Source organism: Microvenator marinus, assembly GCF_007993755.1.
GTDB lineage: Bacteria > Myxococcota_A > Bradymonadia > Bradymonadales > Bradymonadaceae > Allomicrovenator > Allomicrovenator marinus.
In genome coordinates this window covers 3,450,137-3,466,193 of sequence record NZ_CP042467.1, presented here as the reverse complement: position 1 = coordinate 3,466,193, position 16,057 = coordinate 3,450,137, and the positions used below count along the sequence as shown (strand labels likewise).

16 protein-coding genes are annotated in these 16,057 nt (G+C 56.1%); 3 read left to right on the top strand and 13 right to left on the bottom strand.

The window, feature by feature from the left end:
* Positions 1-6 precede the first annotated feature (6 nt).
* The 4 genes from FRD01_RS14255 to FRD01_RS14240 form a co-directional block, all read right to left on the bottom strand.
* Positions 7-768, bottom strand: coding sequence for a lysophospholipid acyltransferase family protein (locus FRD01_RS14255; protein WP_146960740.1), 762 nt, complete (start codon positions 766-768; stop codon positions 7-9).
* 230 nt (positions 769-998) lie between these two features.
* Complete coding sequence (locus FRD01_RS14250; RefSeq protein ID WP_146960738.1) at positions 999-1,286, bottom strand: hypothetical protein; 288 nt, start codon at positions 1,284-1,286, stop codon at positions 999-1,001.
* Positions 1,287-1,310: 24 nt separating this feature from the next.
* Complete coding sequence (locus FRD01_RS14245) at positions 1,311-1,784, bottom strand: DUF2085 domain-containing protein (RefSeq protein ID WP_146960736.1); 474 nt, start codon at positions 1,782-1,784, stop codon at positions 1,311-1,313.
* Positions 1,781-2,266, bottom strand: a complete 486-nt coding sequence (locus tag FRD01_RS14240) for a hypothetical protein (protein WP_146960734.1) — start codon at positions 2,264-2,266, stop codon at positions 1,781-1,783. The genes FRD01_RS14245 and FRD01_RS14240 overlap by 4 nt, the downstream gene beginning before the upstream one ends.
* A 144-nt stretch (positions 2,267-2,410) precedes the next feature.
* On the opposite strand from FRD01_RS14240, the gene FRD01_RS14235 reads away from it, so the two are divergent.
* Entirely contained in the window at positions 2,411-5,167 is a 2,757-nt protein-coding gene (locus FRD01_RS14235) for a DUF3427 domain-containing protein (protein WP_146960731.1), read from the top strand.
* Positions 5,168-5,178: 11 nt separating this feature from the next.
* On the opposite strand, the gene FRD01_RS14230 is transcribed toward FRD01_RS14235, so the two are convergent.
* Positions 5,179-5,478 carry a ValS family protein gene (locus FRD01_RS14230; RefSeq protein ID WP_146960730.1) on the bottom strand — a complete coding sequence of 100 codons (300 nt, stop codon included), beginning with the start codon at positions 5,476-5,478 and terminating at the stop codon, positions 5,179-5,181.
* Positions 5,479-5,792: 314 nt separating this feature from the next.
* On the opposite strand from FRD01_RS14230, the gene FRD01_RS14225 reads away from it, so the two are divergent.
* Complete coding sequence (locus tag FRD01_RS14225; protein ID WP_146960728.1) at positions 5,793-7,679, top strand: VIT domain-containing protein; 1,887 nt, start codon at positions 5,793-5,795, stop codon at positions 7,677-7,679.
* Positions 7,680-7,687: 8 nt separating this feature from the next.
* On the opposite strand, the gene FRD01_RS14220 is transcribed toward FRD01_RS14225, so the two are convergent.
* The 8 genes from FRD01_RS14220 to FRD01_RS14185 form a co-directional block, all read right to left on the bottom strand.
* Positions 7,688-8,872 carry a hypothetical protein gene (locus tag FRD01_RS14220; RefSeq protein ID WP_146960726.1) on the bottom strand — a complete coding sequence of 395 codons (1,185 nt, stop codon included), beginning with the start codon at positions 8,870-8,872 and terminating at the stop codon, positions 7,688-7,690.
* 112 nt (positions 8,873-8,984) lie between these two features.
* Positions 8,985-9,575 (bottom strand): hypothetical protein, encoded by a 591-nt coding sequence (locus FRD01_RS14215; RefSeq protein ID WP_146960724.1) that lies wholly within the window; start codon positions 9,573-9,575, stop codon positions 8,985-8,987.
* A 54-nt stretch (positions 9,576-9,629) separates the two neighbouring features.
* Complete coding sequence (locus tag FRD01_RS14210; RefSeq protein WP_146960722.1) at positions 9,630-10,268, bottom strand: CatA-like O-acetyltransferase; 639 nt, start codon at positions 10,266-10,268, stop codon at positions 9,630-9,632.
* The gene (locus FRD01_RS14205; RefSeq protein ID WP_146960720.1) at positions 10,265-11,956 is read right to left on the bottom strand and encodes a hypothetical protein; all 1,692 of its coding nucleotides are present in this window, start codon (positions 11,954-11,956) and stop codon (positions 10,265-10,267) included. Before FRD01_RS14205 ends, FRD01_RS14210 begins: the two co-directional genes overlap by 4 nt.
* Positions 11,953-12,252, bottom strand: a complete 300-nt coding sequence (locus FRD01_RS14200) for an FmdB family zinc ribbon protein (RefSeq protein WP_146960718.1) — start codon at positions 12,250-12,252, stop codon at positions 11,953-11,955. Before FRD01_RS14200 ends, FRD01_RS14205 begins: the two co-directional genes overlap by 4 nt.
* A gap of 40 nt (positions 12,253-12,292) precedes the next feature.
* Complete coding sequence (locus FRD01_RS14195) at positions 12,293-13,042, bottom strand: ABC transporter ATP-binding protein (RefSeq protein WP_146960717.1); 750 nt, start codon at positions 13,040-13,042, stop codon at positions 12,293-12,295.
* Between the two features lie 8 nt (positions 13,043-13,050).
* Positions 13,051-14,055 carry a FecCD family ABC transporter permease gene (locus tag FRD01_RS14190; RefSeq protein ID WP_146960715.1) on the bottom strand — a complete coding sequence of 335 codons (1,005 nt, stop codon included), beginning with the start codon at positions 14,053-14,055 and terminating at the stop codon, positions 13,051-13,053.
* 9 nt (positions 14,056-14,064) lie between these two features.
* Entirely contained in the window at positions 14,065-14,928 is an 864-nt protein-coding gene (locus FRD01_RS14185) for an ABC transporter substrate-binding protein (RefSeq protein ID WP_146960713.1), read from the bottom strand.
* Between the two features lie 116 nt (positions 14,929-15,044).
* Between FRD01_RS14185 and FRD01_RS14180 the strand changes: the two genes are divergently transcribed.
* Complete coding sequence (locus tag FRD01_RS14180; RefSeq protein ID WP_146960711.1) at positions 15,045-16,052, top strand: MXAN_5187 C-terminal domain-containing protein; 1,008 nt, start codon at positions 15,045-15,047, stop codon at positions 16,050-16,052.
* Positions 16,053-16,057 lie beyond the last annotated feature (5 nt).

Here is a 16,057-nt window from a genome sequence, read left to right as displayed (position 1 = left end):
GATTCCTCATCCAAATGAATTTAATTTCTTAAGATATCTTTCTTCCCAAAATTTCGCAGCGCCGCGTGCATCTTCTACAAGAAATTCGGATTGGTCCGCCACAAATGGAAACAGATATAGGGATACCTTACCTCGTTTTGGATATCCGCGAAAGCCCTGATTGCGCCCCATATAGCGCGGTTCGCAATTCAGCCAAAGAGGTATGAGCGGAACGTTGGCCATCTGGGCAATCTGAAAGGCACCACGACGAAACTTCATCAAGTTGTCAGCTTCAGACCGTGTACCTTCAGGGAACATGACGACTGTTCCACCTGCCTTGATGCAAGACACCGCATCATGAACCACCTTTGCACCTCGACCTATTGAGAGATCCGCCCAGATATACCCACAACACCACGCAAGCGGCCCAAGAAGCGGATTAAAGTAGAAGCGTTTGTGTACAATGATGGTTCCATGACCAATCGTTGCCACGATCAGTACAATATCGAGAAGCGATGGATGGTTTGCGATGACGACCCCTGGCTTGGTGAAATACGTTGCGTTGAGCGGCTCGCCAGACTGAGAAAAGAAACCGAAGTTATAGAGTCTGATTGATAACCACCACAAAAAGAGCTTGAAGCATGAGGCAACAATTCTTTGGCACCGCTGCTTACCTACAGCTTCGTTTGCCGAAAAGACGCGAACAAGGGGCAACACGATCCAGCCAAGTGCAACGCCCCCGAAATAGAACAGAATGAAACCCAGAAGGGATTGAAGAAACGCGGCCATAGTGTCAGGCTCTATCCGTATGTTCGAGCCTGAGCGTTTCCGCAGGGCGAAGCCATAAAGAGTCCTCAAGATGTCGATTAAACGCAAGTGAATGCGCTACGACAGTCTCTCCAGAGAGCGTTAATCTGTCAACACCTGTTGGTGGTCTAATCGCGCCCTTCACAATTTCGAGTTTTGAAAACTAAATCGAAGGGTCCAAGCGTCAGAGATGAGTACAATTGAACATTGCCTCAGAAACAGCCGCAGGTCTTGCCGTCGTCGTTGATAAGGTTGCCGTACGCTTGACCGGAGTGTCCTCGCATCGAACAGCAGGTCTTACATTCCTCACTGCTACCCACCATTTCACACTCTGGATAGTAGGTCTTTTCAGAGGCTCCCGCCATTCCAAGGCCCCCGAAAATGGCTGAGCCGAAGAGGCAAAAGCAGCCGGCACCGGCGAGTCCGAAGAGGACTACGACCGTGATGATGACGATGATGAGCGTCTTTGAAGACGAGTTTTGACTCGGTAGATTGTCCATAGTTTTCTCTCGTAAACCACTACTCTACTTGGGCTTTTTCACTATAGCAACGGCAGGTTGCGTCAGAACTCGTGTGCGTTTGAGGTCTTTGAAAAGCAGGGTGATTGGCCACGCGGCCAGCACAAAGCCTAAGAGGAGTCCGGTGGTTATGCGTGTGGCGTGCCACGGTGGTCTAAGTCCCAAATCCTGAGTGAGCACGTCGAGGCCCATCAGAAAGAGAGCCATAAACATGAGCTGCCTAAACCATGGAAACCTTTGCGATGGGAGTGCGAAAAACACGCCCAAAACAAGCCCGGCATAGATTCCGGCACATCGACTACAGACCACCATTTGATTTCCGTCAAAGAAGAGGGAGCGCTCAGGCTCCTGGTGGCAGAATGGACGGAAGGCCGCGTGTAAGACATTTAGGTCTAAAAGGGCGATGAGCCATGGCAGAAGACCCACGAACAAGATTCCGCCCATGAGCAGCCACACCGGCCAGGTGCTCGCCGGCTTCACTCCGCACCCTCAAGACGCTTAGGAAAGACGAAATTGAGCGTGGCTACCCCTACAATTGGCGCAATCGCACAGAAGATAATGCCGAAAACGATGGTCCAAACGACTTGGGAAATAATCGTGAAGAAAAAGACCCCACCAGTGATGCCAATGTTTTCCATAAGTTTTTCCTGGAACTCTGGCCTAGTAAAAATCTCTTGGTATTGGGGTATCAGTGCAATCGTGAGAAGCTGAAGCCCCGTCCCGACGATGAAGTAGACGACGGTGGCTACAATTGCGGTCAAGAGACCGATCGCCATCGCGCGATTGTTAGACATCGGCGCGTTATCATTGGTCTTCAAGGTCATGAAGATCGCGCCTGCAACGCCTACGACCAACGGTAAACAACAACAGTAGAAGGAAACATTGAGGCCCGGAATCGCGGCGAGCGTTCCGACCAGAATCCCCATTAAACCTGAAGCAATTAAATGACTACGTCCTGACATCTCGATCTCCTTGTTTTGTGGCCGAAGCCCCCCGCACTACTTCAGACACTGAGACGAGTGTCGGTGCGTGTTGTTATGAAGATCGAAGTTTAGTGGCACTTCGTGAGTTGCGCAAGGGTGTGCAAGCCTGGCATCCTGGCGGCCATGGAACTCCTCGCAACCAATTTACCCGGGCAACTCCGGATGCTCGACGTGATTCGCCGTGCGCTCAAGAGCGCTGATGATGTGGCGATTTCGGTGTCTTTTCTGCGCTTTAGTGGACTGCAACTCTTGGTTGACGACCTGAAGCGATTCACGGCGCGTGGTGGGCGAGTGCGGCTCTTGACCTCCACCTATCTCGGCATCACTCAACCCGAGGCCTTGCGAGTGCTGGCCACCATCAAAGGTGCTGAGGTTCGTGTTCACCTGGCCAAGAATCCACTTCAGGGCTTTCATCCCAAGTTTTTTGTGTTTCAGGGCGCTCAGACGGAGTGTTGGGTAGGCTCCTCGAATATCTCGAAGGGAGGCCTAACCTCAAACGTTGAAGCGAACCTGAGACACGATTCGGAACAGGCCCTCGAAGAGGCGCTCTCGGCCTTTGAGATGATTTGGGAGCACCCGGATGTTTGGCGACTTTCGGATGAATTGACGGACCAATATGCGCTGGCGCTGCTTCAATCCGCGACGCAGCGGATGGCCGTATCGCAAGTCCTGGTGCCGGAGCCGAGAGTCCGGGTCCAGCCGAATAGTGCACAGGCCGAGGCTCTGGTGAATCTGGCGCGGCTTCGTGAACTTGGGGAAACCCGGGCAGTTGTTATCGCAGCGCCCGGTGTTGGAAAAACATTCCTTGCGGCCTTTGATGCCGAGGCCGCTGGTGCCGAACGGGTTTTGTTTCTCTCGCATCGCCTCGAGCATTTGACGCAGGCAAAGAAGACGTTCGAGCAGGTGTTTGGCACGCGGCGTACCACGGGACTTGTCTACGGGGAACTCAAACAAACACAGGCGGAGTTTGTGTTCAGCACAGTACAATCGGCGAATGCGCTTGAGAGCACCGCGTTCGATTACGTGGTTGTGGACGAGTTTCATCACGCCGCTGCTCCCACATACCGGGCGCTTCTTTCCAAGATTAAACCACAATTTTTGCTGGGTCTTACTGCGACACCAGAGCGGCAAGATGGCCATGATGTTCTGTCCCTATGCGACTTCAACATCGCTTACGAGGCTCGATTGATCGAGGCCATCAATCGCTCTTGGCTGGTCCCTTTTCACTATTTTGGGATTGCAGACGAGACGGTGGATTACTCGGAGTCGATTTGGCGCAGTGCCCGACTCAATCTCGAGCAAGTTGAGACCGCTCTGATGCTCGAGACCAGGGTCGCTCATATCTTGGAGCACGCGCTGGAAAAGGGTTTTGACGGGGCGCGGCGCGCGTGTGTGGGCTTTTGTGCTGGGAGACGACATGCCAAATTCATGAGTGAGAAGCTCAATGAACGAGGGCTTTGCGCGACCTATCTGACGGGAGAAAACTCGCTGGAAGAACGCGAGGAAACGTACGCAAATCTGGAGAACCCCGAGCATGCGCTCGAGTGGCTTTTTGTGGCTGACCTCTTGAATGAGGGAGTGGATATTCCGGGCATCAACTCCTTGCTTTTCCTTCGGCCCACGGACTCGGCCACGATCTTCATTCAACAACTTGGTCGCGGATTGAGATTGAGTCCGGATTGTGAGGTTTTGACGGTATTGGACTTTGTGGGGCATCATCGTAACGCGTGGCTGAATATGGAGGTTTTGAGGGACGCTGCGGCGGCGCCGAATGCCTCGACCCTGCCCGAGTTCGATCTCACTCCGCCGAAGCAATGCGAAATCTTGCTCGATGACGTGACGCGCGAGATCTTGCTCAAGGTCCGCCGGTTCACGCGCCGAAAGAGCGATTGGTGCGAGGAGACGTATCGAAGCCTGCGCGACGAAAAGGGGAAGCCTCCGTTCCCTGTGGACCTGATTGGTCGTGCCGATGCCCCAAGCCTCGGCGACTTTAGGGCTGTTTACGGTTCATGGCTTGATTGCCGAAAGACCTTTTACGATGCGGACCCGTGGGAAATGGCGCTGGAGAAGGACCATCTGGGCTGGGAGCTCTTGGCACAGTGCGAGAAGAATTGGCAGCAGCCGAGGGTATACGCATACGCGCTGCTCTGGGGGCTTTGCGCAGCGCCCAGAACACCGAAGGAAGGCTATGAGGAGTTTTTTGAAAGGTACCCACGGTGGAGGGCTGAGTATGCGCCAGCTGAGTCTACGAACGCCTGGCAAACTTTGGAGAAGAAGCTTGGTAGACTTCTGGATGGAAAGGCGCTCAATGCCGAGGTTTTTGATCAGATTCCGAGCTCCGCACTCTTAGAGCACGTGGAATTGAGACTACAGTACACCCTTGAAGCGGATTTCAGACTTCGCCACGGTGGAGTGCTTCGCACACCGGCGGAGCTTGTTGTCCATCGAGCGTATACGCGACAGGAGATCGTGAATCATTTCCGGCAGCAATACGACCCAGCCTTGCACAATGCTGGCGTCATCACCTTTGAGGTCGGCGCGGAGTCACACATCGTGATGATCACCAAATTGGACACCAGCGGTGCGAAGTCTGAGTTTCATTACGTCAATCAATTCGACGGCCCGCAGCGTTTCTTGTGGCAAAGTCAGAACCGACAGACTCAGGAAAATCGGTCAGGACGAGCCATTCTGGACCACAAGGAAGATGGCGCAAGTTTGCACCTATTTGTGCAAACAAAGTCCCACTCCTCTCCACATTATCTGGGTAAAGTAGATGTTGAATCGGTAGAAGGTAACGCGCCGATGAATGTCACATTTTCGTTGAGACATCGTCTCACCGACGAGCTATGCGAACTCTGGCTTGAAGGCGTCAGGAAGTAGTTCAACCATTTCTACGATTCATTCTTGAACCGACGAAACTCTTCCCACAGTTTGGCGAGATCTGCCTTTGTTGCGGCAAGCTCTCGTTCTGTTGCAGCCAACTTCTGTTTGGTCGCCGCCAACTCTGCCTTGGTCGCCGCCAACTCTGCCTTGGTCGCCGCCAACTCTGCCTTGGTCGCCGCCAACTCAGCCTTGGTGCGCCGGTGAGCCTCACGTTCGGCGTCAATATCGGCGAACTCTTCACGCATCGCCTGAACGAGGCTGAAGGCGCGCATTTTGTCCACGCTCGTGTCATTTTCTCCGATTTTCATCATATCCTCCATTAGCCGCTTCTTGGCTTCAACTTTAAGGTTTTTGGTCTCTAATAGCAACTCCAACGAATCAATAAAATCCTCGCCGCTACTTGGGATGCGCGCAGATCGGCGCAGCCACTCGTACCGCGGAACTCTTGGCAATTCGGTGGTGACAATGAGCAAAATGGGGGCAAACTCCAGTGATCCACTCCTGTAGATTCCAAGCGTCGAAGTCCGCTCAAAAAGGTCCGAGGTGTTGCGGAATTTTTTCGAAAGGTGTTCAGAGCGCATTTTTTCTGGAACTTCAGACCGGACGGGTTGTCGATCCAGATATGCATCCGATCACTTTTATCGTCCTATTCGCCGCTCTCTTGTATCCACCTTTCGCTCAGGCCGATTGGCTCGATTCGACGCTGGGTCAACCGGTACATGAGGCCTCTCACCACGTTACGCTGAGCCTTAATGAGGGCATCGCAACCTACAAAGTTCAGCGGACTTTCGCGAATACGGGTGAGATTCCCGATGAGGCAGTAATGCTTGTGAATCTCCCGGAGGGGGCAGCGGCGAGCGGTCTTCGTATCCGGGCTGGCAAGGTTTGGTACGAAGGTGAGTTGCTCAAACGCGATGTAGCCGCACGACGCTATGAGGAGCTTACGGGAATGGGTGTGGCGGACCTGAGGGACCCGGCCCTACTGGCCTGGAGCTCCACGGACACGTTGGAACTTCATGTTTTTCCGGTACCCGCAATGGGTACAGCGACCTTGGAGTACACACTTGTTGCGCCGGCGAAATGGGATGATGGGGAGTGGTTGATCGACTATGCACCATCTGACGACGCCGAAAATCTGGCACCCATTACTCTGAGTGTGGAGTGTGAGAAATGCAGTGTTGAGGTGGAAGGACGTTTGGTTGGAGCCTTTGGTCCAACCGCGTTAGGCCACGGCCCAGAGGCTGAACGCCAGATCAGGATAACGCCGCCGAACGAACTCGCCATGTACTTCGGAACCACACGATTTGCGGCACTAAGTGCGACACATGCCTACCACCAGGTAGCTGTTCCGAAACGGCTCTCGGACTCGCCGGTGGCGCCGAAGGTCGTCTTTTTGGTGGACGCTTCTTATTCGGTGGGTGCGCGCGGGATCCAAACGCAAATTGAGTGGATTCTCAGTATCGCGTCGCACATGCCTGATGGCCTCTTTAAGCTCGTCGAGGTGGGTCGCGAGATTTACGACGTGACTCAGACCTACTACTCGCTTCCAGAGCTGCAGGAACTCTTGGCCACGTGGACCGCAGATCTGACGAACGGGTCGAACCTCGACCTCGGGCTCGAGTACGCGCGTTTTGCGCTCAAGGACGAATCGCCGGCCTATATTTTTGCGTTCACCGACGACTACCTCAAGCGCGCGATCAACACCGAGAAGCTTCCGGTGAAGTCCGAGATCACCACACAGATTCTGCTCATCGGCGAGTCGTGGGGAAGGCAGGACGAGCATCGACTCGCCCAAGTTTCCAAGGCAACTGGAGGCATTCTGGTTGGGATGGGAAGTGTGGCCGATGCTGAGACCTATGCCGAGCATTTGGTTCGCCCGATTATGCTTGAAGATGTGAATATCGAGGACATCCCGATGGAGACGAACATTCTGATGGAGGGCGAGTCACACAGGTTCTTTGGGCGGCTCGACACGCCCGTGACGGGTATTCTGAGTGCAAAGTTATGGCACGATGAGGTCAAGCTCAGCCCGCGCCGTCATGTGGACTTGGACCGCGCCACGGCCGGATGGATGTTCTCTCACGACGAGTATCATCACCTGAGCGAAAAGGAGCAGATTAGGCTCGCGTTCGCGGCTGGCGTGGTTTCGCCGCATACGTCCTATCTGGCCATCGAGCCTGGAGTTCGCCCGTCAAAGCAAGGCATTGACCGTGGCATGGGAATGGGTGGTTTTGGTGCGTCTGGCGTGGGTTATGGGAGCAGTGGTTTAGCGATTGGCCGGAGTTCCACACACGAACGGCCGGACTTTTTCAGCAAAATTGTAGGCAGCTGTGCGGCGGCATTTCCTGGCGAGAACGGCAAGATCGAGGTCCACACGACGATTCATGAGATTGTGGACGTCATCGTCCAGAGCCCTGAGAATCAGTACACCCAATGCGTTTCGGAAGATGTCTGGGCTACTCGGCTTCCCACATCTGCCGTTGAGACTTACGCGGTCTATCGACTGTGACCCGTAGACTAATTAAACTCGTAGACTTCCACCAAACTCCCAGACGCTCGTTCATAGACGCCAAACCACACGATGTCCGAGCCCGGGAACATCACGTCGGGATGGGTAAACACGCGGTGTGTCTCAAGGTCGTGGCCTGAAGGCACGTACTCGGGATCCGAGACTTCTTCGATTTTGCGGGTGTCCACAGAAAGTAGAGCTTGTGGGCGCGTGTTTCCGCCCGAGTTCACGATATCTTCGCCATGAACGGTGTAGTGGTTGATGATGGCGCGCCGAAGGTCGTCCGCGTAACGCTTGACCCATTCTGGTGTATCGTTCACCGGAAGGTCCACAACGCAAGGCCACACCTCGCGATAGGTCCCACAATGCTCAAGGTCCGCGGTTTGTGCATCGGTCTGAGCCACACACGCCGCAACCTCAGCAGCGCACTCAGGAGCAGGCCAGGCGGCCGCAGGGTCCGAGTTCGTCACGCCGATTTTCATCAGCTCCATGTGGATGGGTGCGCGCCGCGTATAGACGTTTCCATCCGCGTCTTCGCCGCGAATCATGAGCGCGTCTTCGGTCGGATGGGCCGCCCAAACGAGCGCACCTGGGTACCAGTCAAAGAGCCAGTATTTCTCGGATTCGCGAGTCACAACCGGCTCCGAGTCGTCATCGTTGGAGCCAACCAGGTCCACAAAATTCTCAGGCGCGGTCATCCTCGCCCGGAACACGCGCTTTCGCTCAACTACAATCGGCTCGATGTTTCGCCACGGGTAGATCTTAGAAGACCCGGTGGTCTCTACAAATCGAGCACGCGCAACAAACATGGCCGTAAACTCGCGTCCTGTGGTGGTCTCCATGGCCACTAGGAGCGGTTCCTCAGCGAGGTTCTGCTCCATAAGTTGGGCAGGAACCGAAACTTCAAACTTTCGGGCGCTGACCAAAGACACATCTACAGCTTGGCCCGCGATACTGGCCGAAATCTTGGAAAGGGAGTGGCTGACGCGGGCCTCAAAAAGCCAGTCGTTGGCGCTGAGCACACGAGGGCTCGCCCACACCGTCATACCGTCTGCACGTACCCTGATTTGCTCGAGAGAGTCTGCTGGAGAGTCACCGATGATGAGCGTGTCAGACTCCGGTTCAACTACCGTTTCGTCCGCACAGCCACTGGCCAAGAGCGCCGCGCCTATTGCCAAGATTAACCAGTTCATCGTCGTCTCCCTCAAGGTCGCGCGGGTTCGGTCCGCACATGTAGGTCCTTGTAGGGAGTGTGCTTACATGTTTTGGGGAAGATTTACAAATCGAGACGAAACTCGGCGAGAATCAGTCTTCGCGGACTAGCGTAAACCAAGCGGGCATGGGCTTTCCTTTGTAAGCACGACCAATAGTCACGTGGTCTGAGACCTTCCAGAGTTTGTCCACCATGCCGCGCCAGACCAAGAAGCCGAGCCCCGCGTTATTGCTCCAGATTGGAGGCCAGCTCTCTACCTTTTCTGGCGGCAGCTCCAAGTACGACACAATGAACTGGCCGGACTCAGGATCTTGATGCGAGACGTAATAGCCGGGCGCCGTGGCCCACCAGTACCAGTTATGATTGTAGCCCCATGCGTGACCCTCGCGGGCGTGGGCTTCCGATGGACGGCAGAACCGCTTTTGAAACTGTCTGAATGCCGGCAGCGTGTTCGTGCCCCAGTGAATCACCTCTTTGAGCCCCTCTTTCGTAGGAACCATGTCTTCCAAGGTCACAGGGCGGCCCTCAGCGGCATCGTAGAGTCGGCGTTGGATAGCCGGCGTAAAATGCCTCGAAGCGTCCACCCGCTCCTGATGTGACGCGGCATTGAGCGCCTCGGCGAGCGCGTTGATATCGATGGGGTCAGCCTTGACCAGAGCAACAATAGATTCGACTGCAGACATTTAATCTCTCGGCGTAAAAACTCCCGGAAGACTACCCAGAGAAGCGGCGCACGTCTACGCGAACTCATCGGCGAGGGCTTCGTAAAATCGCGCGAGATGCGCGCCGTCAACCAAACCATGATGGGCAGACAAGGCCACAGACATAGACTTGCGGGACTCGTGCTCAGTGATCTTGCCCCAGGCAATCCTCGGCACCGAGGCATCAGCCGGGCTGGGGGCAGGTCCCATGGGCCTCGGATGCGCGATGGACGTGAAATCCAACCACGGCAAACACGTCACGAACACGAGGTCTGCCCGGTGATCGTCTTCGAGGTTAAGTTCATCCTTGGTGTTGGAGTACTCGGCCGCCGCCTTCACACGCGCGGAAAACGACTCAAGCTCAGCGTCCCATTCTGCCACCGCGTAGTTAAAGACCCCGTTCTCCCCCATCACCGTAAACGAGGGCGTGACCGAGTCGTATTGCCAGACCCCGTCTGGCTCGATGCGCTGCATGAGCTCGGGAACCTGGTGCACGGCTGCCATGATACGATGAAGGCAGATCGCAAACACACCTACCGATGGTGGCCTATTCTTTAGGGCCGCGGTGACATCCACACGCGCACACACATCTAAGAAGGGCCAACCGAACCCCGAAAAGAACTCGAAATGAGACTTTCTGGGCGAATGTTCGATGTCTACCTTGGTTCGTTTCATGGTTTGTACCCTTTGAGCTCTTTGACGGTGTTGCAAGCGCGTCGACGCTTCATTTTGCACCCTTTGTCGGCGGCAGAATAGGAACGCCGGAGCAATGGCGGGCGATTTCGCCCTTTGACGTCGAAGACTCTGGCAAAGTTATCACACGAGACTTGGTCGCCCGCCTGACATTGAGCTTCTCGCGTGCGAATTTGCTCGGCGAGCCCCGCCCTCCAATAGGCGAGGCCAAGCCTCTCCAAGACGAGTGATTGTGCGGTCCAACAGGGGAACGAATCGCTCTGAGAGCTTTGAATGCAGCGTTCAAGGGCGAGTTCATAGAGTCTTGGCGAGGTTTCAAAAAACACCTCGTTCCACCAACAAGCCTCGGCGCTGCCGCCGTCACAAGCCTTGTTCACGAGCTCCTCAGCCCTCGGGTCGGGCTCTTCATCGATGGGCTTGTCGAGGTATCGCAAGGCGAGCGCGAGGCACGTTATGTGCCGGCCCTCGTCACAATGTTTGAGCAGCTTCTCTTCCAAATCCGCCGGAATATTGTAGGGCTCATCTATCTTTTGCACGGCCTCCTGAGAGGTCAAAAGCGCCACACAGGCAAGTGGGTCGCCGTCTTCGCACGGGCCTTCGAATTGTTCACGGTTCCGATCAACTCTTTCCGCCTCGGAGGGGCGACTGGCCGACATGATCCCAAGATAGACTTTCTTGCTCAGGTATTCCGCGACCTTGTCGTCACCCGCTCGCCAACACCCAGGACTGCCGGGCTCCCGGGCCGAAACCGCAAGCTCACAACACTCCCGACCGTCCTTTTTGCAGAGCCCCGTGGGAGCCGGCGGCACGCCCTGAATGCCGAGCTGCCGCTCGGCCCTGAAACGCGCCAGACAAGCGACCTTGTTGCCGTCTTCGCAAGCCCCTTTGGTGACCTCGATGACACGATGAAAACCGATGCGCGGGAAGCCTTCGGCAAAGTCCGCCACCACCCAACACGCCTCAACATTGCCTTCGTCACACATCGCCGTGACCCGCCGGTACATATCGTCCCACGTCGGGGTGTTCGGATACCACGGGGCTCCCCACTCCGCCGCGTGACGACACGCCGACTTGTTGCCGCGTTTGCACACAGCGTCCAGGAGTTTGATCCCCTGATCGTATTCCTTCTTGTTGCGCGAAGACCGGAGCAAATAGAGGGCATGTTGACCACAGGGCTCGGCCTCTTTGGTCTCCTTGCATCGGCGCTCGTGTCGCGTGTCCTTGAGCGAATCCCTGAGCGCCGGAAGTTCGTAGAAGAGATAGGTTAGAAGGCTGACGCCAAAGAGCGCCAGAAAGAGAAACTTGCCTGTCACCAAGACCCGTTCGGTAAGCGATTCGGGGCCCGAGAAATGCCCTCGGAGTTTTGGCAACACGAGGACACCCGCGCAGAATGTGATGATTCCGGCATCGACCCCTGGATTGAGGACGAAAGCGAGCACTCCGAGCCCTAGCAAAAACCAGGGCGAGAATCGGTGGCGAAACATTGCCCCGAGGACTATGGTCGCCACAAGAATGGGGTTGAAGACCTGCCAGTAATCCCCTTGAACAAACATATCTCGCCAGAATCCTGACTGAAACCAGACGGACTCGATGCCGAGTAGCGCGACGCCGAGGATCACGGCTCGGATAGCGATAGCGAGCTTTGTGAAGAAGCCTTCGGATACTTTCACGTGGGCTTCTTAAATGTTTCCGGTCCCTTGTCGCCACCGGTTCGCACGTAGGTGGAGCCGTCGCCGGACTTTTCATATCTGGTAAAGCCAGTGCGTTTTAGGTTTGCGTCACTCATGATCTGAGCGTCGGCACGACTGCTGTGGCGCAGCACGAGGTTTGGTGCCGTGATGATTTGGCGCACAGGGGCGCCGGTCTCGGGGTGGTGCGTCAAGGCGGGCTCGCCCATGCGCTGAAGCACCTCAAAGACCTCGCCTTCGCCGTTCTCGTCTTGGACTTCGTAGATGTAGATGGGCATGACTTGCTCTACTTTGCATACAGATTTGTTAAAGCGGACCCTACCACAAGATGGCAAGTCTTCCGTCGGCTTGCAACCGCTGAATCCGCGTTCCATAGACCGGCTCCAAAATGGCCGGCTCCAACACATCTGAGGGCGGACCATCAGCCACAATGCGGCCCTCGTGCATCAACACGACGCGTTCAAAAAAGCCGTCCAAGGCGTTTAGGTCGTGCATCACGGCTACCACCAACCTCTCCTTTGACTCTTCCTTAAAGAACTCAAGGACTCGCCGCTGGTACTTAATATCCAGGTTCGAGGTAGGCTCGTCGAGCAGCCAAACCGGCGCATTCTTGAGCAACGTCCGGGCAATCCAAACGCGTTGTCGCTCCCCGCTGCTCAAGGTATTGAGGGCTTGATCGGCCACGTGGGCCACTCCGAGGACCTCCAGAGCCTGCCGCGCTTTTGCTACGTCTGCCTCGGATTCGAGTTCAAAAAATCCACGCCCGGCCGCAACGGCCATCAAGACGCATTCAAGGGCGGAAAAATCGAAGACGACTTCTTCAGAGTTTCCAAGATACGTGAGCTTTTGAGCGCGTTCTTTCACGCTCAATCCGGACACGGCTGCCCCGTCTAAGACGACTCGCCCCTCAGCCTCTTGAAGTCCGGCAATGGCGCGCAACAAGGTGGTCTTTCCCGCGCCGTTCGGACCGATGAGCGCAATCGCCCCAGTCTCCTCAAGCTCCAGAGAAACGCCTTGAATGCAGGGTTTCTGGCCAAAACTCACCGAAACCTCTTGGAGTGAAATCATAAGGAGCCTCAGATGATTCGGGTCTTCAGAAGATTTCGACGCAGGAAGTAGAAGAAGATCGGAGCCCCAAGGAAAGCCGTAATCACGCCTACAGGAAGAGTGGTGCTGATGGCCATAAAGCTCACCCGCGCAATGGTATCGGCGAGTATTAAGAAGCTTGCGCCGCCGAGGATACACATGGGGAGGAGCACGCGGTGATCCGAGCCAAAGGCGAGGCGCATCGCGTGTGGCACCACAAGTCCAACGAAACCAATCAACCCTGTGTACGCTACCGCCACAGCCACCGCCAGGCTCGCCAAGACCACCGTCACCATTCGCGTTCGGCGCGCGTCTACCCCCAGCGCCTGGGCACTCTCATCACCGAGAGTCAGGGCGTTGAGCGAGCGCGCGTAGGCCAATTGCCCACCCAAGAGCAGGCCAACGACAAGCACGACGCCTAAGGTATGGGTCAACCCGATGCCTTCCACAGAAAGACTGCCCATCAAGTAGAAGAGCAGTTCCTGCGCTTTTTGAGCGCTCAACACACTTTTGAGGAACATGATGACCGCAGACGCAAATGCATTGAAGATCACGCCTGTCAGTAGAAGAACATAGGTCGAAAGGGTGCTTGAGTTTGGCATGATGCGTGCCGCGAGAAGGATCACCGCCAGGGCACCCAAACCTCCCGCAAATGCCGCAGCCGGAGTGCCAAGTGCGGACATGATCCCGAGCGCCACCATCAAGGACCCGCCGAGGGCGGCCCCACCAGAAATCCCGAGGATATAGGGGTCGGCCAACGGGTTTCTTAAGACAGCCTGAAACACCGCACCCGCACAGGCCAAAGCAGCCCCGACGATACCCGCGAAGACCACGCGCGGAAGCCGCGCCAGAAGCAGGATATCCATCTCGATCAGCTCGGCGAAGCTCAGGCGCGTAGACCCCAAGCTAAGCCCTGCCCATGCGGAAATCACGAGGAGGCCGGTGCCGATCAGGAGCGCCTTGGTCAGACGCGAGGCTGTGAGATGCTCGGCCATCTAGACGTCCTAGTGTGCGGTGTGTTTTCCGTGAATCGCCATGCCGAAAATCTGCAAACTTTCCACAAGCCGCGGGCCCGGGCGCATGAGCGCTGGGTCAGCAGACCTGTAAACATTTCCCGAATGCACCGCTTCAATTTTTTCAAAGGGCGCCCAAAAGTCGGCGCTCCCCTCCTCTTGCATGGTGATATCCAAGATTCTGTCGGGATTGAGCTTGATGACGGTTTCGATGTCGAGCGTGGGATACGCCTGCGGATAATCCGCGAGCACATTTTGGCCGCCCGCGAGCTCGATCAAATCGTGGGCAAAGGTGCCGGGCCCAGCTCCGACGATGGGTTTGTGCCCAAACACAACCAGGGTCTTGTGTTGATGCGGGCTTTTTCGCGCGGTGATCTTTTCGATCCGCGCGCGCATATCGTCGTGGAGGCTCTTGCCGCTGGCCTCGGCGCCAACCAGTTTTGAGATCGTCAGAATGCCTTGAAAGGTCTCCTCGAGCGTCTCCATCTTGAGGAACGCATAGGGAATCTCAAGAGTATCCAAGGCGCGGGTCACGCCCGGATCCCCGCCTGAAGTCACGCCAATCACGAGGTCGGGGCGCTGGGCGGCGATATTCTCGACGTCAGGGTCCACCACGCCTCCAATTTTCGGGAGCTCCTTGACCTCTGTGGGAAAGTCGCAAAAACGGGTCACCGCAACCACACGCTCTCCGGCCCCAAGTGCAAAGAGAATCTCAGTGATATTGGGGGCGAGCGAGACGATCCTCAGCGGCTTGTCAGGAAGTTCAGCGCTCGCCGCAATGATTCCGGGCTCGGGCGCGGTTTTGGTCTTTGATTCACACCCTGAAAGGAGGCAGAAGAGCGCAAGAATTGCCATCTGTATGCAAATTGTGAATCTGGCGTTTGACTGATACACTGGGTCAACTCAATAACGGGTCGCGTGGTGAACTAGCACGCTCTGGGCGTGCCTCGCAATTGACGGTCAGGTGGTCGATGGCAAAAGAAGCGCTAAATCAAGGGGAAATCGAAACGCTCCTCAACGAGCTCGAAACCAAGATGAATAGGCTTCGGACCGTGTACGAGCAATACTTTATGGGCATTGAACGCACGCCGCCAACAACGCTCAGGAAAGAGGTTTTCCGGATCGTGCAGCGTATGGAAAACGTGTACATCCGCAACACCGCCCAGAAATTTCGCCTGCGCTCTTTGGTTCAGCGCTTCAACTCGTACAAATCATACTGGGGGCGCGTGGAGCGCCAGATCGAGGAAGGCACCTACCAGCGCGATATCAACCGCGCAAACCGCCGGCAGATGCGCCAACGCCCTCAGGCGGAGGAGAACGGTCTGCCTGTGCTTGAGCTCGATCTCGAGATGGACGTGGACCTCGAAGAGATTCAGGCGGAAATGGACGAGCTCGATGCTGCTGGCGCCTTTGACTCGCACGTCAAGCGCAGCCCGCGCGAGCCGCAGATGCCGAAGCCGGCCGAAATGAGTGACGAAGAGAAGGAAGCGATCAAACGCCGAAAGCTCGCCGAGCTTCGGGCGCAATTGATGGGCGGTGATGGCGATGCACCTGCACCGGCTCCCACGCCTGCTCCTCAACGCGCGCAGCCTCAGGCGGAACCCGCCGAAGAGATGGACGAACGTGCCGCTAAATTGGCACGTCTTAAGTCGCGACTCGGCACGCAAAACCGGGCACAGCCCGTGCCGCAAAGCACACCGCCATCTGGCCCGCATCGTGTGATTGAACGCCCCACTCAGCGAGTAATAGAGCGCCCAAGCACGGATCCGTCAGAGGATAAGGCAAAGCGCGTCTACAACGAGCTCATCGAGACCAAGAAGAAGCTCAATGAATCCACGGCTGGGCTCTCGTACGAGACGGTGAAGAAGTCGATCGATGCGCAGACGCAGCAGCTCAAAGAGTCGCGCGGCGCAAAGGACGTGGACTTTAAGGTGGTGGTCAAAGACGGCAAAGCCTTCCTCAAGCCGCAGACCAAATAAGGACC

Bases quoted from the DNA above. Each gene is read 5' to 3' on its own strand.
- FRD01_RS14225 (WP_146960728.1), top strand. From the start codon at position 5,793: ATGCATCCGATCACTTTTATCGTCCTATTCGCCGCTCTCTTGTATCCA.
- FRD01_RS14180 (WP_146960711.1), top strand. From the start codon at position 15,045: ATGGCAAAAGAAGCGCTAAATCAAGGGGAAATCGAAACGCTCCTCAAC.
- FRD01_RS14255 (WP_146960740.1), bottom strand. From the start codon at position 768: ATGGCCGCGTTTCTTCAATCCCTTCTGGGTTTCATTCTGTTCTATTTC.
- FRD01_RS14185 (WP_146960713.1), bottom strand. From the start codon at position 14,928: ATGGCAATTCTTGCGCTCTTCTGCCTCCTTTCAGGGTGTGAATCAAAG.
- FRD01_RS14240 (WP_146960734.1), bottom strand. From the start codon at position 2,266: ATGTCAGGACGTAGTCATTTAATTGCTTCAGGTTTAATGGGGATTCTG.
- FRD01_RS14210 (WP_146960722.1), bottom strand. From the start codon at position 10,268: ATGAAACGAACCAAGGTAGACATCGAACATTCGCCCAGAAAGTCTCAT.
- FRD01_RS14190 (WP_146960715.1), bottom strand. From the start codon at position 14,055: ATGGCCGAGCATCTCACAGCCTCGCGTCTGACCAAGGCGCTCCTGATC.
- FRD01_RS14215 (WP_146960724.1), bottom strand. From the start codon at position 9,575: ATGTCTGCAGTCGAATCTATTGTTGCTCTGGTCAAGGCTGACCCCATC.
- FRD01_RS14195 (WP_146960717.1), bottom strand. From the start codon at position 13,042: ATGATTTCACTCCAAGAGGTTTCGGTGAGTTTTGGCCAGAAACCCTGC.
- FRD01_RS14250 (WP_146960738.1), bottom strand. From the start codon at position 1,286: ATGGACAATCTACCGAGTCAAAACTCGTCTTCAAAGACGCTCATCATC.
- FRD01_RS14235 (WP_146960731.1), top strand. From the start codon at position 2,411: ATGGAACTCCTCGCAACCAATTTACCCGGGCAACTCCGGATGCTCGAC.
- FRD01_RS14230 (WP_146960730.1), bottom strand. From the start codon at position 5,478: ATGAAAATCGGAGAAAATGACACGAGCGTGGACAAAATGCGCGCCTTC.
- FRD01_RS14200 (WP_146960718.1), bottom strand. From the start codon at position 12,252: ATGCCCATCTACATCTACGAAGTCCAAGACGAGAACGGCGAAGGCGAG.
- FRD01_RS14220 (WP_146960726.1), bottom strand. From the start codon at position 8,872: ATGAACTGGTTAATCTTGGCAATAGGCGCGGCGCTCTTGGCCAGTGGC.